The organism is Enterococcus sp. DIV0176 (genome assembly GCF_050528535.1).
Classification (GTDB): Bacteria; Bacillota; Bacilli; order Lactobacillales; family Enterococcaceae; genus Enterococcus_B; species Enterococcus_B thailandicus.
In genome coordinates this window covers 111,737-129,327 of sequence record NZ_CP172879.1, presented here as the reverse complement: position 1 = coordinate 129,327, position 17,591 = coordinate 111,737, and the positions used below count along the sequence as shown (strand labels likewise).

Below are 17,591 nucleotides of genomic sequence, written 5' to 3'. Positions count from 1 at the left end.
CTATTTTTTAATGTGGATCTTGGATACGTTTAAACATCCGTTCCATATCCGAATTAGTAAAATGGATCAATACTGGTCGGCCGTGTGGGCAATTGAAGGGATTTTCACATTGTGCTAAATCTTTTAGCAATACGCGAGCTTGTGCTTCATTCAAATAATGATTTGCTTTGATTGAACGTTTACAGCTCATCATGATTGCCGTTGCTTCACGGAATTTTTTCACGCTAACACTGCCTGTCGTCAGCAACATATCAATCATTTCTCGGATGATTGATTCTTCTTCTCCATTTGGATACCATGTTGGATGAGCCCGTACAATGAAACTATTTTGCCCAAATTCTTCCAAATAAATACCGGATTCTTCAAGTAAATGTTTCTTTTCTTTTAGCTTCAATGCATCATTGTTGGGATAGTCCAAAACAAAAGGTACCAACAATTCTTGCAAGTCATTTGACACTTCACCGATTTTTTCACGGAAATATTCGTACTTGATACGTTCTTGTGCCGCATGTTGATCGATAATGTATAAGCCCGTACTACTTTGTGCAAATAGATAAGTGCCATGCATCTGTCCAAAATATTCCAGTTGGGGAAAACGTTCAGTTACTTTTTCTGTTTCTAATTTTTGAATGGCTTGATCCAATGCCCGGCTATTCCCTTGACCAAATTCTGGATGCAAGGCAAGCTCGTCTTCGTAAACTTGTTCTGAGGCGTTCATTTCAACAGTTGGGAATAGTTCTTCTTGAAATTCAACATTATCCACAGTGGATAATGTCTCTTCTGTAATTTTATCAACAGACTTTTCTACAAAGTTTTCCACAGAGTTTTCGTGTTTATCCACCGTTTTCCCACTATTTTCTGGATAATTTGTCGATTCTTCAGAAAACGGAGCAAAGTTTTCAACATTTTCCACAGAGTTATCAACAACTTTTCCAAAACTAGCTTGTTCGGTTTCTTTCACGTAAAAACTACTTGTTTCTCGATCAAAATTTAAACTTTGTGGTTTTTGTGGTTTTTCATCTTCAAACGCATAAGATAAATCAATTTCTGTTTGTTCAACTTTTGGCTGATCTGTTACTTTCTTTTTAAATCGTAAATTATCTGCAGCACTAGGAATCAAATTTTCTTGACTCAGTGCTTCTTGTATTGCATTTGCTATCAAATCAGTCAATTCTTTTTCTTTGGATAAGCGAACTTCTTGCTTTGTTGGGTGAACGTTCACATCAACTAATAGTGGATCCATTTTGATTTCTAAAACAGCAATTGGATATCGACCAACCATCAATTTTGAGCCATAACCAGCTACAATTGCTTTATTCAAAGCAAAGTTTTTGATATAACGTCCGTTGATAATCGTTGATAGATAGTTTCGGCTGGCACGAGTTACCTCTGGAAGCGAGACATAACCCAGCAGCTCAAAGTCTAAATCTTTTGCTTCAATTTTTAGCATTTTTTTGGCAGTAGCTAAACCATAAATACCAGCAATGGTTTGTTTGAGTTCCCCATTTCCCGCTGTTGCTAACATTTTATTGCCATCATGAACGAGGCGAAAAGCAATGTTTGGATGGCTTAACGCCAAGCGATTCACAATATCTCCAATATTTGCGAGTTCTGTATGCAACGTTTTGACATATTTGAGGCGAGCAGGTGTATTGAAAAAAAGATTGCTTACCGTAATCTTCGTTCCTTGGCGTAATGGTGCTGGACGATGTTCCATAATCTCGCCACCTTTTAGCGCTACATAAGTGCCTTGACTTTCTTCTTGATTAGCTGTTTCGATCGTTAATTCAGAAACAGAGGCAATACTTGGAAGCGCTTCGCCACGAAAGCCAAGTGTACGAATCCGAAATAGATCATCTCGATTATGAATTTTACTTGTTGCATGACGCTTAAATGCACTTTCAACGTCATCGGTCAAAATTCCCTCACCATTATCTATCACTTGAATTGTTCGCAGACCAGCTTCTTCCACTAAGATATCAATCTGACTGCTTCCTGCATCAATCGCATTTTCAACCAATTCTTTCACAACCGATGCAGGTCGTTCGACGACTTCACCGGCTGCAATCTGATTGGCTAAACGTTCTGATAGTTCTTGGATTTTCGCCATGGGTCTACGCCTTCTTTCTAAAGTTGTTTTTGCAATTCATATAATTTATTCAGTGCGTCCATTGGCGTCATTTCTAATAAATTAAGTTCTTTTAATGACGTAACAACCCCTTGTTCTTCATCAGTCAGCTCAGAGAATAGAGAAAGTTGCTGTGTTTCCTCATTCACTTGTGCTTTCGAAGTCTGTGCAGGCTCTTCCTGTACCTTCACAACAGATTTAATTGGTTCAACAGGGATTTGATGATGTTTTTCTTCCCCAGATTCAAGTGTTGCTAAAATCGTTGATGCTCGTTTCAACAAATCGATTGGTAGTCCCGCAATTTTCGCTACATGAATCCCATAACTTTTATCTGCTGGTCCTTCCATCATCTTATGAAGAAAGACGACTTCTCCATCTTTTTCGACTGCTCCTACATGAACATTTTTTAATTGAGATAATTCTTGGTCTAAGACTGTTAGTTCATGATAATGCGTCGAGAAAAGTGTTTTTGCCTGAACATTTTGATGAATATATTCAATGATTGCTTGTGCTAACGCCATCCCATCATATGTCGCTGTCCCACGACCAAGCTCATCAAATAGAATCAAACTATTGGGTGTAGCATTTCGCAATGCTTGATTGGCTTCCATCATTTCAACCATGAAGGTACTTTGGCCAGCAATCAAGTCATCACTTGCCCCAATACGAGTGAAGATTCGATCAAAAATCGGCAAAATGGCTTTTTGTGCCGGAACAAAGCAACCCATTTGTGCCATAATGACGGTTAATGCAAGTTGGCGCATATACGTGCTTTTCCCTGACATATTCGGTCCTGTGATTAATAAAATCATCTCTTGTTCATCCATCTCAACACTATTTGGAATATATTCTTGATGTCCCAGTACTTTTTCAACGACTGGGTGTCTGCCATCTTGAATGCATAATTGTTGGCTATTATTCGTTAAGATTGGACGAACATATTGGTAACGTTCACTGATTGTTGCAAAGCTTTGCAACACGTCCACCGCACTGATTGATTTTGCCAACGTTTGTAAAGGTTGAATGGCTTTTTTGACCTCTTCGCGAACAGCTAAAAATAGTTGATATTCTAAATCAACAGATTTTTCTTCTGCTTCAAGGATTTGAGTTTCTAGTTCTTTCAACTCTGGCGTAATAAAGCGTTCTGCATTTGCTAACGTTTGTTTACGCTCGTACTTTCCTTCTTCTAAGTTTGCTAAATTTGATTTTGTAATTTCGATATAATACCCAAACACACGGTTGAAACCAACTTTTAAATTTTTGATGCCGGTCTCTTTTCGTTCACGGGCTTCTAGTTCGGCTAACCATTGTTTCCCGTTTTTCATGGCTGAACGATAGGCATCTAATTGTTCATTGAACCCATCACGAATCACGTTACCTTCTGTGATTTGTAATGGAGGGTCTTCTTTAATTGCATGGCTGATTAGTTGAACTAGCCCTTCCATTGGTTGCATTTTTTCTAATAGCGATTGCCATTGTCCTTGGTCGATTCCTTCAATCAGTTGACGGATCATCGGCACTTGTTCAAGTGACGTCTTCAACTGAATCAAATCACGACCATTAACATTTCCAAATGCCACTCGGCCAGCTAAGCGCTCCAAATCATAAACTTTGGTCAAAGCACTTTGTAAATCAATTCGTTCAAAGTAGCTATCAACTAAGGAGGCCACCATCTCTTGGCGAGCGTTAATCGCATGCGATTGAATCAATGGTCGATCAAGCCATTGTTTTAGCATTCGGCCGCCCATTGCGGTCTTTGTTTCATCTAATAGCCACAATAAAGTGCCATGTTTTTTACCCGTTCGGATCGACTGGCTTAATTCCAAATTGAATTTGGAATAATAATCCATTTTTAAATAGTGATCTGGTTGATATTCCACCGCATTTTGAATATGCGCTAAGCTCCGCTTTTGCGTCACTGCCAAGTAAGTTAATAACTTACCTGTAGCTTCTTTTTCAAGACCATCCGTTATTTCGCGAGTCAAAAAATTAAATTCGGCATTTTCCTCTAGTGTTTCTTGAGAAGAAAAAACTAAGCCCAGACGAATACTTAGTTGTTCACGTAGGCTAGCAGAAATTTCTGTACCCAGAACTAATTCTTTTGTCTGTAATGCAGAAGTTTCATTTAAAACGCCTTCTTCATCAAAAAGATGCGCTGTTTTTAACTCACCTGTGCTTAAATCAACATAAGCAAAACCAAATTCATTGTCTTCTTGTACAACAGCAGTCAAGTAATTATTATCTTTTGCAGAAAGTCCCTTACTGTCCATGACTGTTCCTGGTGTAATTAACTGAACAACTTCACGTTTGACCATACCTTTCGTTGTTTTCGGATCTTCAACTTGCTCGCAAATCGCCACTTTATGACCTTTTTCCACTAAACTGTCGATATACCCTTGGGCTGCATGATGCGGAACGCCACACATTGGGATCGGATCATCTGCGTTACGATTTCGACTCGTTAGTGTTAGCTCTAATAGCTGTGAAACTTGGATTGCATCTTCATAAAATAGTTCATAAAAATCACCAAGACGATAAAACAAAAAAGCATCTTGGTATTGCGCCTTAATGCTTAGATATTGTTCCATCATTGGTGTGTTCTTCGTTTTTTGAGGCATCGTTTTCCTCCTCTAATAATTCATTGATTTCATCTTGAATCAACCCAGTTAAATGGTGCAAGAGATCATTTGCCTCGAGCAATTGGCGACGATAGGCAACCACTAAAGGGTGCTGTTCAAATGTTTTCGTCAATTGATTCGCCCGAGTGATTGCTGTTTGCTCAGCAATCACTTTTCCATAGTGACCAAATTGGACTGCCTCTTTTTGCGCCACTTTGATCTCTTCGGTCAATTCTTTTAAGTAATTATTTTGATGGACCTTTTCTTCTAACTCTTTATAGCGGATAATAATTTCATTGTTGCTTAGAAGTTTGGTCAGTTGCTCAACTGTTTCTTGTATCTCTGGTTCATTTTCTAAAAAAGCCATTGATCTGCCTCATTCCATAAATGGTCGGTCGTCATTGATTTGGATCAATTGGATATCTTTTGCTTTTCCAGTTGCATCATCAATTTCTAACAAACAACCACATAAAATAGCGCGACCTTCTTCCACAACTTCAAAACGTTTTGGCATTGCCGTTAAAAATTTTTCGATAATTACATCCCGACGCATACCTAAAATACCATCATATGGTCCTGTCATACCGACATCCGTTAAGTACGCGGTTCCTTTTGGCAAAATCCGTGCATCGTTGGTCTGGACATGTGTATGTGTTCCAACAACAGCTGACACTTCACCATCTAAAAACCAGCCCATTGCTTGTTTTTCGCTAGTCGTTTCTCCATGGAAATCGACAAAAATGATTGGCGTTCTTTTTCTTGCTTCAGCAACTAATGCTTGCATTTTACGAAATGGGTCATCCAAATCCGTCATAAATGAACGAGCTTGCATATTGATAACAGCAAGTTCCACTTGATTGACTTTGACAAATACCATTCCTTGACCTGGTGTTCCTTCTGGAAAGTTTGCTGGACGAACCATTTTTTTCGCGTCATCAATAAATTCAAAAATATCGCGATTGTCCCATGTATGGTTTCCCATAGTCACAACATCCACACCATCTTGTAAAAGTTTTTTATAGATTTTTTCAGTGATACCTCTTCCAGAAGCTGCATTTTCACCATTCACGATGGTTACTTGTGGACGATATTTTTTCTTTAAACGAGGGACATATTCCGTAATCATTTCTCTCCCCATCGAACCCACTACATCACCAATAAACAATACCCGCACATTGATTCCTCTTCTCTTTTAACATCATTCTATTATTATAGTAGTTTTTTTTAAGAAAGAAAAGCTCTCTGAGAAGGTTGTAACTATGAGGCGTAAGACAAACGATTGAACAAAAAAAGGCCGAGACGAAAGAAAGTCTCGAACTTTTTTATCAAGGGTCAACAATCACGAATTGACTATTTGTGTTTAAATTACAGCTAATTTTTTCAGTGCTTTCCAAATGCCATCTTGGTCATTCGTGTCAGTTACCAAATTAGCTGTAGCTTGAACTTCTGCTGACGCATTTCCCATTGCCACACCAATCCCCGATTCACGTAACATTTCTCGATCATTCAGTCCATCACCAAAACTGATGATAGATTCGCGAGGAATTCCAACTTGGTCTGCCAAATGAAGAATCGTTGCAGCTTTTGAACCATCGTGTGGTACAACATCTACACTGTTTTCATGCCAACGAACAAAACGAAGTTTGTCATATTTTTGAAATTGTGTGTCGTAGCTTTTATTGAAGAATGCTAAAGCTTGATAAATGTCTTGGTCTTCAACAAAAAATTGATCCAACTCAGGCAACACAGCGCCAAATGAATGCATCGCCTCTTCCATGATTTGAACATCATTAGAAGAAGATCGTTTCATATTGTCCAAACTAACAAAGGCTGTATCAATTTCTTTTGTCTGCGCTTCTTCAACAAACGTATCTAGCTGGTCACGATCCAACAGATTTTTGTAAACTTGTTCGTGATCCAAGAACCCAGCTGCACCATTACATAAAATATAATTTTCAAATTCTAACTCACGAATAATTTCTTGCGCATGAAAACGACTACGCCCTGTTGCAATTGTCACTAAATGTCCTGCTCGACGCAATTGTTGCAATGCCTCTTTTGTACTATCCAATGCTTGCTTGTTCGTGTCCAATAACGTTCCGTCAATATCAAAGGCAAATAAGCCTCGTTTCATGTCTGATCGTCTCGCTTTCTTATAAGTATTTACTGGCTTCTCTTACTGCTAACTTACTTAATGCTTCTTGTTCTAATAAATCTTTTACCCAACCAGGATTCGTTTTGCTATAATCGCGTAATGCCCAGCCAATCCCTTTTTGAATAAAAAATTCTGTTGTTTCTCGATCTTGCAGGATTGCTTTTTTCAATAGCGACTGGTTTACCTTTTCTTTTAATCCCAACTGTAAAGTAATTGCGATCCTTCGCAGCCAAAAATCTTCTTGTTGAATGAACAAGTTAAATACTTGCTCTAGCTGATCTGGGTGAGCTTTACACCACGTCGTGTATACTTTACGCCAAGAATCAATACTGTCCCACCACTCTTTTTCTTGCACGAGTGATAACAGCATTACCAAGTCAGAGAATGCCAGACGCCTTACATTGAGCTGAATCAACTCAATTGCTACATATTGATATTCTCTTTCTGCTTTTTGATAATATTTTTTTGCAAGTGACAAAACTTCTGTCACTTCTAGTTGTTTGCTTTGTACCAAAAACTTTTTTTGTAAACGCGCACGTTCCGGCTTTGGCACGCCCGCAAACGGAAAATGATTTTTCATATACTTTGCCATAGGCACAGCTTGTTCTTCATTCCTAGGAAAAATAAGTTCTTCCAAGTTAGCTCCTCCGCTCAAAATAATAAGCGATTTTCCTTTACCGTTCCCTTACCATTTCATGATTTATGCTTATTTTAAAAATTTTCTTTACTGTCAGCTAAATTGATTTAACAGACACCTTCTCATTTTATAGAGCATATGATTGTTTGTAAAGCGTTTTTACGTGTTTATCTACTTGACACTTGCCATTTAAATCAACTATACTGTAGTTTGTGTAAAATAATGCAGCAGGAAAATAATAGCTCGTCCCTAGTTTGTTGCCCCGATTCGGGTTCAATTGTGTAACCGCGGCTGCAAAGGTGAAGATTGAAGAACAAACTAAACGAATATGAATTTTTTAACGGATTATTTTACTCCAAAAACTAAATTTAATTTATTGGAGGAAATCTCAATGTCTCGTTATACTGGACCATCATGGAAAATTTCTCGTCGCTTAGGTATTTCATTATCAGGCACAGGTAAAGAATTAGCACGTCGCCCTTACGCACCAGGTCAACATGGACCTAACAGCCGTGGCAAACAATCTGAATACGGTATGCAATTAACTGAAAAACAAAAACTTCGTCACATGTACGGAATGAACGAACGTCAATTCCGTAACTTGTTCGTTAAAGCTAGCAAAATCAAAGAAGGTAAACACGGTGTTAACTTCATGATCTTACTAGAACAACGTTTAGACAATGTTGTTTATCGTCTAGGTCTTGCAACTACTCGTCGTCAAGCACGTCAATTAGTTAACCATGGCCACATTACTGTTGATGGCAAACGTGTTGATATTCCTTCATACCACGTAGAAATCGGTCAAGTAATCGGTGTTCGTGAAAAATCACAAAACATCGTAACTGTTAAAGAAGCTGTAGAAGCTACTGTTGGACGTCCAGCATTTGTAAGCTTTGACGCTGAAAAATTGGAAGGTTCATTAACTCGTTTACCAGAACGTGACGAACTATATCCAGAAATCGACGAAGCTCTTGTCGTTGAATACTACAACCAAAGCCTATAATTCATGGCTTCAAAACCAAAGCAACTATCTTCGGATGGTTGGCTTTGGTTTTTTTTTGCAAAAAACACTTTACAAATTAAATTTTTTCTTCTAAACTATCGTTAACCAATATAAAAAACGAAGTTAACGAAAAGAGGGAATTATGAAAACGTCATTGAAGCCACTTATTATTGCTGCAGAATTTTCAGCTATTATTGCTATCTTATCTCAATTTACGATTCCATTAGGTATTGTTCCATTGACTGGGCAAACTTTCGCGATTGGACTAACGGCTACTTTATTGGGGCGACGTAGTGGGACACTTTCTGTCTTAATTTATTTATTATTAGGAACTATTGGACTACCTGTTTTCGCAGGACTATCAGGTGGATTGAGTATTGTTTTTGGACCCACTGGTGGCTATCTGATTGGTTTCATTTTTCAAGCATGGCTTACTGGTTACCTCGTTGAAAAAAATGTTTCTAGTTATACTTGGGTAATCTTTGCTAACGTGATTGGTTCATTTGTCACACTCATTTTTGGTGTCATTTGGCTAAAAGCTAGTGGCGATTTATCATGGAATACAGCCATAGTTAGCGGATTCATTCCATTTATTTTACCAGGAATCATCAAAGCAGTTGCTGCCGGTTACCTAGGAACAGTCATTCGTCATCGTTTACCAAAATATTTTTCATTTGAACAGCCACAGTCATAAAATAGAGGTTTTGCTTCATATCATTGACTCAAAAAAGTTCAAAGCAGAGCAACTTTCAGCAGAAAAAAGAGTGGAACAAAACGGCTTAGCGTTTCGTTCCACTCTTTTTCTGTGTTTAATTTGAACTAGAATCAAGCATTTCATTAATTTGTTCGTCGTATAAGTTTTCAACGCTTTCGACAAATTTTTCAACCTCAGCTTTCGTACTTGTTCCCTCTTCCCACTTTACATAAAAGAGAAAATATTCTTTTTCCAACTCGTTGATAAACTTAGAGATGGCTAACGTCTGCTCCTCAAAATTTTTCCACGTTTGCAACCCCTGAAGTACAGCCACGATTGCACTGATAATCGAGATGACCGTTAATAGATACATGTGCTCAGGCACCATTGATGCTAGAACGGGTATACAGGAAGACAAAATCAATTTCGATGCATTGCTAACAAAGATGACTTTCTTCAATCGTTTTCTTTTTTTGCGTAGATGAATAATTGGTTGTTTGATTCTTTTCTCTATGTATTCATTGAAATTATCTTTCGTCTGATTTTTTTCCATACACAAAACTTCTTTCATTTTTATCCTGTCGTTCTATTTAGTATAACTTTAACTCCAAAATAAAAAAAGAGCTTAAGACACTCCCGTAAGCTCTTCACGTAATCGTCCCCACTGCAAGTTCCCATCAAACTCACAATAGACGAATCATTTATTTTGTTAAATCAATTTTTTTACTCATCCAATAGATAATCACACCGCCGACTGCCATTGACACCAACTCTCCTAAAGCAATGATTGCCCAGTTAAAGAAAAAGGGAGCTTGATAGAAAAAAGTCAACTGACCTGCCACCGTAAACATTGAAAAAGCAAAAATCAATGCAGTAATAACCATTTTTATTTTCATATTCTTGACACATTTGGTTACTTGATAATTAATTAGCAAAACAATCAATGTACTGACACTTCCAACGACGACATCGACGAGTCCCAATGGCGAAGCCAGATTGGCCAAGGCAACACCAAGAGTTACTGAAATAATATATTTCTTATTGTACAACGATAAATAATTAAACATTTCTGATAAACGAATTTGGATTGCACCAAAACTAATGACAGCTAAAAAGACGGTCACTGCCACATAAAGTCCAGTAACTAACGCCATTGTTGCCACTTCTGTCGTCGTCCAGCGACTAGCAGTCTGGCTATTTTTCTGTTCCATAATTGTTCTCCTTTGCAAGATCAACATCTTGGTAATAACTACGGCCAAAGGATGGGAATCTTCTTCCAACTGAAGTGCCGTAGTGCGGAAATTCCGCTACATTTATCATACAGGAATCAAGAAAAAACTCAAGATTATTTTAGCAGCCAGCCACCATCGATTGGCACAACTGCTCCTTGGATATAACTCGCTTGGGGCGTCGCCAAGAACAAAGTCAGTTCTGCCACTTCTTCTGGTTTCGCCCAACGTTTAACTGGTGTTTCATCTGCTACCCACTGAGCCATTTCTCCTGTTCCTGCGAAATCAGCTGCGTTCATAGGTGTTTCGATTGCACCTGGCGCAATCGCCTTTATCCGAATCCCTTTTGCAGCATAATCTAAAGCAAGCTGTTTCGTAAAACCAACGATTGCATGTTTGGCACTCGTATAAGCAATTCCACCGCCGCCAGCTACTAAGCCGGCAATGGAAGCCATGTTGATAATCACACCAGCTTGCTGGGCGAGCATTTCAGGTAACAATACCTTCGTCACGCGAAACATGCTTTTTACATTTGTTTCATAGATGTTTTCCCACAATTCTTCACTTGTTTCAAGTAGTGGTTTATAGTCGTCCAGAATGCCGGCAGTATTTAACAAAATAGTCACAGTGCCAAAATGCTCATGACATTGTTTAACTGCTTGTTCTACTGAAGCTTGTTCTCTTATATCACCTACAAAAAAATCAAACTGATCAGGGAAATGTTGCGCTACTGTTGCCATTTTCCCTGCTTGTCGATCAAACCCAAACACAAAAGCGTCCTGCGCTAAAAAAGCGTGCGCTTGTGCTTCACCAATCCCTGAAGCCGCACCGGTGACAAAAACGACTTGTCTTGCTAAGTCCGGATACTGGTTGCTCATTCAACTATTTCCCAATCATCTGCTAAAATATCACACACAGTCGGTGCAAAACTTGAGAATCCTTCATCACTTGTCTTGATTAGAAAATAAGGCGTTACTGGACAACCATCAAATTCATCATCTGTGACTAAAACGACATACAGCTCAAAGCCGCTCCAGCCTTTGCGAATCATTTTCGCACCTTGTTTCACTTTTGGTAAAATTTCTTCAAATGTCATTGTTGTACCCCTTCTCACTTTTTTCTTTTTGAATTGTCTGTAATTTTTGAGTCAACTGAATATAATCTGTCAACTGTAACTCTTGAGCAACAATAAAATAATCTAGGTCTGCCCAAGGTTTTTTATGCACCTTGCTCGTCGAAATCAGTAAATCAGCTTCTCGCCCACGATAATTCGCCGGTAGAAAAACCAGTCGATAATCATTACGGAAAAAATTATGAAGACTTGCCATCAACAATTCTTCTTCAAAAACGGGGAAATCAGTCATTAACAAAACAGTAATTTCTGGTAATTGTGTCATAAACGCACCTAACGTTTTCATGACCGTTAGATAACGAGCCATCAAAAACCCCTGATTTTGAAACGCTAAACTAGCTTCCGTTTCTCTTGCGTCTTCAAAAAAAGAGAGCAGCCATTGGTTTAATTTAGGATTTCTCACAATCAGATGATTATGAAAATCGCTACTGTTGCCATCAATCGTCGCCTTTGCATCTGGAAATAAAAAAGTAAAGATATGGCTACTAAATAAATAATTCTCTGCTTCCAATGACAAAGGTTCCTCAGGTAGATGCTGCTCTTTTTGATAAAGTAGCAAAGCACGCTCCGCTTCCCGCAAAGCTTTAAATGGCGGGGTTTCTGCTGAATGATGAAACGAGTAGATCATTTCTCTGATTTGAGGATTACAGTAGTACTCTTCCCTAGTCATCAACACTAAAAACAATGCACCTAATTCATCCTCAACTTGAAAATAATTTGGGAACACTGGTGCCATTGCTTGACAAAAACGTTTAAATAACAAATTGTTAGAAATAAGCTCGCGCTTCTTGCGATTTAAAATAACAAAATGTTTTTGTGATTTCCGTAAAAAGAATGCACCTAGCATGTATTCGAGTCTTCTTTTTTTGATTTCATTAAGTTGAACGTGGAAAAAATCAATAATTTGATCTGCGATTTTTTTGACATCTGTTTGTGAAATGGTCTCAAATGGCCAGATTTTTCCGCGAAACAATTGCCAAAAAGTCATATGTAAATATAAGCGGATGATTTCTTCTTCCCCTTTTGCGACATAACTTCTCCGTTGTAACGTGATTCCATATGAATGTAACTCTTGTTTCCATTCATTGATTTTTCGGTGCGCTGTTGACTCACTGATATAATTTTTTTGAGCAAACTGGTACATCGTCCGAAACTCTTCAAAAAAAATGTCGTGCAATAACTGAAACTTCAGCGTACTTTGCACGAGATAGATTAAAAATCGTTCATGTTCTATCGGATCCAACGTCGTTGAAAAGTTGTAACCTGATCGCCGATTTTTACGAAAGAGCGCTTGTGTTTTTCCGCTGAAGCGCTGATAACTTTTTGTTAATTCACTTAAATATTTTGTGACACTCCGCGCGTCAAGCTGTACACTTTGTGCAAGCTGAGCCGCAGTGTGCCACTCATGATCCTCGAAGCTTTCCAGCAGGAGAATCTGATAATATAAGTCTTTATCAAACGTCTTGAGATAATCTGATGACAAATACATTTGCTATGCTCCTTTGTGCTAGAACTTTTTGGTTATTGTAGCACAAAACGCCATTTCCCGCATTAAAACCAACTAGCAAAGGGTTGGAAAATCAACGGTAGTAAGAAAACTGTGAGCATCCCGTTAACACAAATAGCAAGCCCAGAAATAATCCCTTCCACTTCACCAATCTCAATCGCTTTTGCAGTCCCAATGGCATGTGAGGTACTACCTAAAGCGACACCTCGTGCAACTGGACTTTTGATTTTAAACAAACGAAAGATGTGTGTTGCAATCAATGAACCAAAAATACCCGTTGATACAACAATTGCTAAAGTAACTGCGTTAACGCCACCCATTGTATGAGAAAGATCAACGGAGATTGCTGTTGTCACAGATTTTGGTAATAAAGAGATGACCATTTCCTTCTTCAACAAAAAAAGAGAGCCAATTCCAACACTAACTAAACAATTCGCCAAAATTCCAGCCAAAATCGCTGAAATGACCGGAAAGAAATTTTCTTTGAGTAAATGTAGATTCTTGTATAAAGGAATCGCTAATGCAACTGTTGCAGGAGTAATTAACATCGTTAAAAAATTCCCGCCGACATTATAGTCTGCATAACTAATTCCTGTAAAATGTAAAAAGAAAATAATAACAACTATTGATAGCACTAAAGGATTGATAATCGGCAATTTGTATTTCCGCAAAAATTTATCTGATAATACATACACACCTAAAGTTAGGCTAAGACCAAACAATGGGTTTTTAAGAAACTCACTCAACTTGGTTATCCTCCACTTCATTTTTTTGAATTTTCCGCTCTTGTAAATAGTTGATTGCTGCTTCGACACCTTCTGCTGTTTTCCCAGCAGCAACCATCGTAACAATCGCACAAACAACTACTGCACCCAATAAGATAGGCCAGATAGTCGCAATATCATCATAATATTCCAATAATCCCACGCCAGCAGGTACAAATAAAATGGTCAGATTATTCAATAAAAAATCACCAGTTGCCCCAATTTTTTCAGGGTCTACTAATTTCATTTCAAATGCTAAAAACAAAAAGATAATACCTAAAATACTTCCCGGAATTGGTAGATGGGCAAACACTCGTATTCCCTCGCCTAAGACAGAGAAAAAAAGAATAATGAAAAACTCTTGAAAAAATTTCATGTAATACACTCCTTACGTCTGATTTTCATTTTACTAACAATCTTTTTCTGAAAGTTTCAAAACGTGTTGTTTCTAAGAAGCATCTTTTGAAAAAATAAATAAGTTTTCTTTGGTATATTTAAAAGTGAAGTTGGTGAGTTGTAGGGGACTTTTTTTCTAAAAAAAGGGTTAGCTTGTTCAAGTTGGTCGAAATCATTTTTTCTTTTGATTGATTGCACTTATTACGACCTCGAAGAATGACTAGCACGAGACACCGCACCTGCTTTTGTGTTGATGTTTCTTTTTTTTTGCACTTTTATAAATTTTTGGAGGTATATATGGATTACTCATTAATGACTCGTCTTGCGGCGGAAATGTTGGGTACAGCTTTATTGATTATTTTAGGTAATGGCGCTGTAGCAAATGTAGATTTAAAAGGTACAAAAGGTTATGGTAGTGACTGGATGTTGATCGCTGTCGGTTACGGCTGTGGGGTTATGATTCCTGCAATGGTATTTGGTGGAATCAGTGGAAACCACATCAATCCTGCGTTTACTATTTCTCTAGCAATGAACGGATTATTCCCTTGGGCAGAAGTTGCACCTTATATTGGCGCACAATTCCTTGGAGCAATCATTGGACAGTTAGTCGTTGTTGCTTGTTACAAACCTTACTACGATCAAACAGAAGACGTAAACCACGTGTTAGGAACTTTCTCAACTATCAATAGTGTTGGTTCTAAATTCAACGGTTTCGTTAACGAATTCTTTGGTTCATTTGTTTTATTCTTTGGCGCTTTAGGAATTACCAAAGCACCTTTCTTCCAAGATAATCTTGGAACTGCTCACTTAGCACTTGGTTTCCTTGTTTGGACACTTGTAGCTTCACTAGGTGGTCCTACTGGTCCTGGATTAAATCCAGCTCGTGACCTTGGTCCTCGTTTGCTACATGCAATTTTACCATTGAAACACAAAGGCTCATCACAATGGAGCTATGCTTGGGTACCAGTCGTTGCACCTATCTGCGCTGGGATCGTTGCAGTATTCTTATACAAAGCATTATTTATGGCTTAATCTTATCTATAAAAAAACTCACGATGAAATTTTTCATTGTGAGTTTTTTTTTGAATCAAATGCGTTGATTTTTCAATATAAACAGTCCCACCTTTCCAAATTAGCTTCACTTTCTTGGCGTACATTCATCCTTAACAGAATCATTGCGCTAGAAACAAGCTAGCATTGCAAAAAAGTATGCGAACAATTGACACATTTCAATGAAGGTAGCAGTTTTGTTCATATTTATAACTAAAAAGGATGGAACAAAGCAACTACTTGTCCCATCCTTTTTAGTTATCCAATTAATAATCAATAATTGTTAGTGCTCGCTCAAACTCTTCTTGCAAATGCTTTTTTTGATAGGCCAAAAAGGCTGGATAATGATCACGTAAAACACCACGCAATTTCATTGGATTATATTTTTCTACCAGCTTTTCTTGTAACACAAATTGCCTTGTCAGTTGCCATTCATAATAATAACCAAATGGCCGACAACTATATTTCGTTCCTTGAATGACCTGGTCTTCAAATCGACGATGGGTATGCCCAAAAACAACTTGTTTTACATTGGTATATTGATCCAAAAGTTGCCCCATTGAAGCAGAACCCAAAAAAGCATTTAATTTATTCCAACGTTCATAAGGCGCAGATTGATATACAATAAATTCTTTTTTGGGCACAAAATGCGTAGCCAATATGACATCTAATTTTTTTTGCGTAAGTGTTTCAAGGAGTTGCTTGGTTGCTACAAGCACTTGCTCATTGACTTCCAAATCGGTTCCTTCTCGTTCGATCATTCGGTCATACCAGTACAATCGCTTCATCCGCAAAATTTGTTCCTCATCCGTTAGCTCAGAAAACTGATAATCATACCAGCCATTCATTCCAAGTAGAACTGTGTGATCATTTAATGCAAGGTAACGTTCATTCAAAAAATGGTCATCTGGGAAATGATTCATCATTGGTTCACCCGTCACGTCTGCTAGTTCATGATTCCCAAAGTTAAACGTCGTCGGCAATCCTTTCATTGCAAAAAAATCAACAACTGCCAAAGCCTGATTGACCTTATTGGCAATGTCACCGGCTAAATGCAGGCGAGTGATTTCCTTTTTTTGTAACACTTGCCACAAATCATTCATTTGCGACTCGCCAAATTTATTGATATCTACGTGTAAATCACTAATTACTGCCAATTTCCCCATTTTTTGTTACCTTCTTATTTGAAATTTTTCAAGCTTTTCGAACGACTGGTAAGTTCCCTTTTAATAAACCACTTGGCCCTTTCAATTGTAAACTTTGATAAGTTGGTTCTAAAGCTAAAGTTGTTGGATCATCTAAATACATCTCGGCACTTTTCTTGATACGAATTGTCCCTAGGGGCGTATCTGCCAAAATCGAATACAAACTAAGATCAGCCGTTGACTCTTTCTTGAGAAAAATCAAACGAAAAGCTGTATCTAATTGACAAGTAATCCGACTATCAGAAAACGGCCCGTCACCATTTTCTAAATCCAGCAAAATTTGTTCATCTTTTTCCCGATGTTTTTCTAACCAGCTTTGTGCTTCCTTCGTCACTATTAATTCCATGCTTGTTCCCCTCTCATTCATTGATGAGCTGCTGCCCATTCGCTTTTCGTAATGCCTCTTAATATAACCGAAATTACTTTTTCTTTCCAACGTCGCGCATCAGGAATCATTCCTTCTTGTTTCATCCCAAGTTTTTCCATTACGCGACCAGAGTTTGGATTTTCAACATCATGATAAGCAAAAATGCGTACGAGATCTAACTTGGTAAAGCCCAAATCAAGTAAAGCTTCCGCTGCTTCTGCAATATATCCATTTCCCCAATAGTTTTTGTTCAGTACGTAGCCTAACTCAGCAACTGCCGCAACGTCTTCGATTCTCAAATCAATGGTGCCAACCATCTTACCCGTTTCTTTGACTTCGATGGCGTACTTTCCCAGTGGTTCATTCATAAAATAATTGGCGATGGAAATTCTTGTCTCTTCTAGTGTTTGATGGCGAACAAAAACAAAACGAGTCGTCTCTTCATCATTCGCGTATTCAAACATGTCTTTTGCATCCATAATTGAAACGGGACGCAACCATAGTCGTGCTGTTTCTATTTGTTGATGTTCAGCAAAAATCAAGTTTCGGTTTACTTTTAATTCCATTTGCAACACGCACCAATCTCTAGTTTTCTAATTACTGTAGCGAAATTTGCTGTAAGAAGCAAGTATTTACCTAACTATCCTTAGACCTTCCTTAAAAGAACAAGATGGAAAAGCAAAACAAGAAAGTTTTAATAACTAGT

General features: G+C 38.0%; 19 protein-coding genes. 3 read left to right on the top strand and 16 right to left on the bottom strand.

The genetic code is table 11. The features are described from left to right. Positions 1–7: 7 nt before the first annotated feature. The 6 genes from mutL to IGJ66_RS00650 all read right to left on the bottom strand — a co-directional run bounded on the left by mutL (position 8) and on the right by IGJ66_RS00650 (position 7,538). Positions 8–2,110, bottom strand: coding sequence for a DNA mismatch repair endonuclease MutL (mutL, locus tag IGJ66_RS00675; protein ID WP_430616677.1), 2,103 nt, complete (start codon positions 2,108–2,110; stop codon positions 8–10). 17 nt (positions 2,111–2,127) lie between these two features. Then, positions 2,128–4,746, bottom strand: a complete 2,619-nt coding sequence (mutS, locus tag IGJ66_RS00670; RefSeq protein WP_430616676.1) for a DNA mismatch repair protein MutS — start codon at positions 4,744–4,746, stop codon at positions 2,128–2,130. Then, positions 4,694–5,113 (bottom strand): YlbF family regulator, encoded by a 420-nt coding sequence (locus IGJ66_RS00665; RefSeq protein ID WP_067483441.1) that lies wholly within the window; start codon positions 5,111–5,113, stop codon positions 4,694–4,696. Before IGJ66_RS00665 ends, mutS begins: the two co-directional genes overlap by 53 nt. Before the next feature lie 9 nt (positions 5,114–5,122). Next, entirely contained in the window at positions 5,123–5,920 is a 798-nt protein-coding gene (locus tag IGJ66_RS00660; protein WP_270492878.1) for a TIGR00282 family metallophosphoesterase, read from the bottom strand. Between the two features lie 186 nt (positions 5,921–6,106). Next, positions 6,107–6,880 (bottom strand): Cof-type HAD-IIB family hydrolase, encoded by a 774-nt coding sequence (locus IGJ66_RS00655; RefSeq protein WP_067483445.1) that lies wholly within the window; start codon positions 6,878–6,880, stop codon positions 6,107–6,109. A 19-nt stretch (positions 6,881–6,899) separates the two neighbouring features. Further along, positions 6,900–7,538, bottom strand: coding sequence for a DNA alkylation repair protein (locus IGJ66_RS00650; RefSeq protein WP_067483446.1), 639 nt, complete (start codon positions 7,536–7,538; stop codon positions 6,900–6,902). Between the two features lie 391 nt (positions 7,539–7,929). Here IGJ66_RS00650 and rpsD point away from each other — a divergent pair, with 391 nt between their 5' ends. Beyond that, the gene (gene rpsD, locus IGJ66_RS00645) at positions 7,930–8,541 is read left to right on the top strand and encodes a 30S ribosomal protein S4 (protein WP_067483447.1); all 612 of its coding nucleotides are present in this window, start codon (positions 7,930–7,932) and stop codon (positions 8,539–8,541) included. A gap of 142 nt (positions 8,542–8,683) precedes the next feature. Further along, entirely contained in the window at positions 8,684–9,235 is a 552-nt protein-coding gene (locus tag IGJ66_RS00640; protein WP_075491312.1) for a biotin transporter BioY, read from the top strand. Between the two features lie 115 nt (positions 9,236–9,350). Here the strand turns inward: IGJ66_RS00640 and IGJ66_RS00635 are convergent, their stop codons facing one another. The 7 genes from IGJ66_RS00635 to IGJ66_RS00605 form a co-directional block, all read right to left on the bottom strand. After that, a complete protein-coding gene (locus tag IGJ66_RS00635; RefSeq protein ID WP_067483449.1) occupies positions 9,351–9,788 on the bottom strand; it encodes an SLATT domain-containing protein in 438 nt (145 codons plus the stop codon). A gap of 148 nt (positions 9,789–9,936) precedes the next feature. Next, positions 9,937–10,446 (bottom strand): QueT transporter family protein, encoded by a 510-nt coding sequence (locus IGJ66_RS00630; protein ID WP_430616675.1) that lies wholly within the window; start codon positions 10,444–10,446, stop codon positions 9,937–9,939. A gap of 134 nt (positions 10,447–10,580) precedes the next feature. Further along, entirely contained in the window at positions 10,581–11,342 is a 762-nt protein-coding gene (locus tag IGJ66_RS00625; protein WP_430616674.1) for a 3-oxoacyl-ACP reductase, read from the bottom strand. Then, a complete protein-coding gene (locus tag IGJ66_RS00620) occupies positions 11,339–11,560 on the bottom strand; it encodes a DUF2829 domain-containing protein (RefSeq protein WP_067483453.1) in 222 nt (73 codons plus the stop codon). The genes IGJ66_RS00625 and IGJ66_RS00620 overlap by 4 nt, the downstream gene beginning before the upstream one ends. Next, a complete protein-coding gene (locus IGJ66_RS00615; RefSeq protein ID WP_067483455.1) occupies positions 11,550–13,085 on the bottom strand; it encodes a helix-turn-helix domain-containing protein in 1,536 nt (511 codons plus the stop codon). Before IGJ66_RS00615 ends, IGJ66_RS00620 begins: the two co-directional genes overlap by 11 nt. Positions 13,086–13,147: 62 nt before the next feature. After that, positions 13,148–13,849 (bottom strand): LrgB family protein, encoded by a 702-nt coding sequence (locus tag IGJ66_RS00610; protein ID WP_095803346.1) that lies wholly within the window; start codon positions 13,847–13,849, stop codon positions 13,148–13,150. Next, a complete protein-coding gene (locus IGJ66_RS00605) occupies positions 13,842–14,243 on the bottom strand; it encodes a CidA/LrgA family protein (RefSeq protein ID WP_067483459.1) in 402 nt (133 codons plus the stop codon). The genes IGJ66_RS00610 and IGJ66_RS00605 overlap by 8 nt, the downstream gene beginning before the upstream one ends. Before the next feature lie 317 nt (positions 14,244–14,560). Between IGJ66_RS00605 and IGJ66_RS00600 the strand changes: the two genes are divergently transcribed. Next, on the top strand, positions 14,561–15,295 hold the full coding sequence (locus IGJ66_RS00600) for an MIP/aquaporin family protein (protein ID WP_067483461.1): 735 nt from the start codon (positions 14,561–14,563) through the stop codon (positions 15,293–15,295). 284 nt (positions 15,296–15,579) lie between these two features. Here the strand turns inward: IGJ66_RS00600 and IGJ66_RS00595 are convergent, their stop codons facing one another. The 3 genes from IGJ66_RS00595 to IGJ66_RS00585 are packed head-to-tail and all read right to left on the bottom strand — an operon-like array spanning position 15,580 to position 17,451. Beyond that, positions 15,580–16,479, bottom strand: a complete 900-nt coding sequence (locus IGJ66_RS00595) for a metallophosphoesterase (RefSeq protein ID WP_430616673.1) — start codon at positions 16,477–16,479, stop codon at positions 15,580–15,582. A 28-nt stretch (positions 16,480–16,507) separates the two neighbouring features. Further along, positions 16,508–16,864, bottom strand: coding sequence for an iron-sulfur cluster biosynthesis family protein (locus IGJ66_RS00590; RefSeq protein ID WP_071868748.1), 357 nt, complete (start codon positions 16,862–16,864; stop codon positions 16,508–16,510). A 17-nt stretch (positions 16,865–16,881) separates the two neighbouring features. Next, positions 16,882–17,451: a GNAT family N-acetyltransferase gene (locus IGJ66_RS00585; RefSeq protein WP_067483700.1), complete on the bottom strand. Its 570-nt coding sequence runs from the start codon at positions 17,449–17,451 to the stop codon at positions 16,882–16,884. Positions 17,452–17,591: the final 140 nt, after the last annotated feature.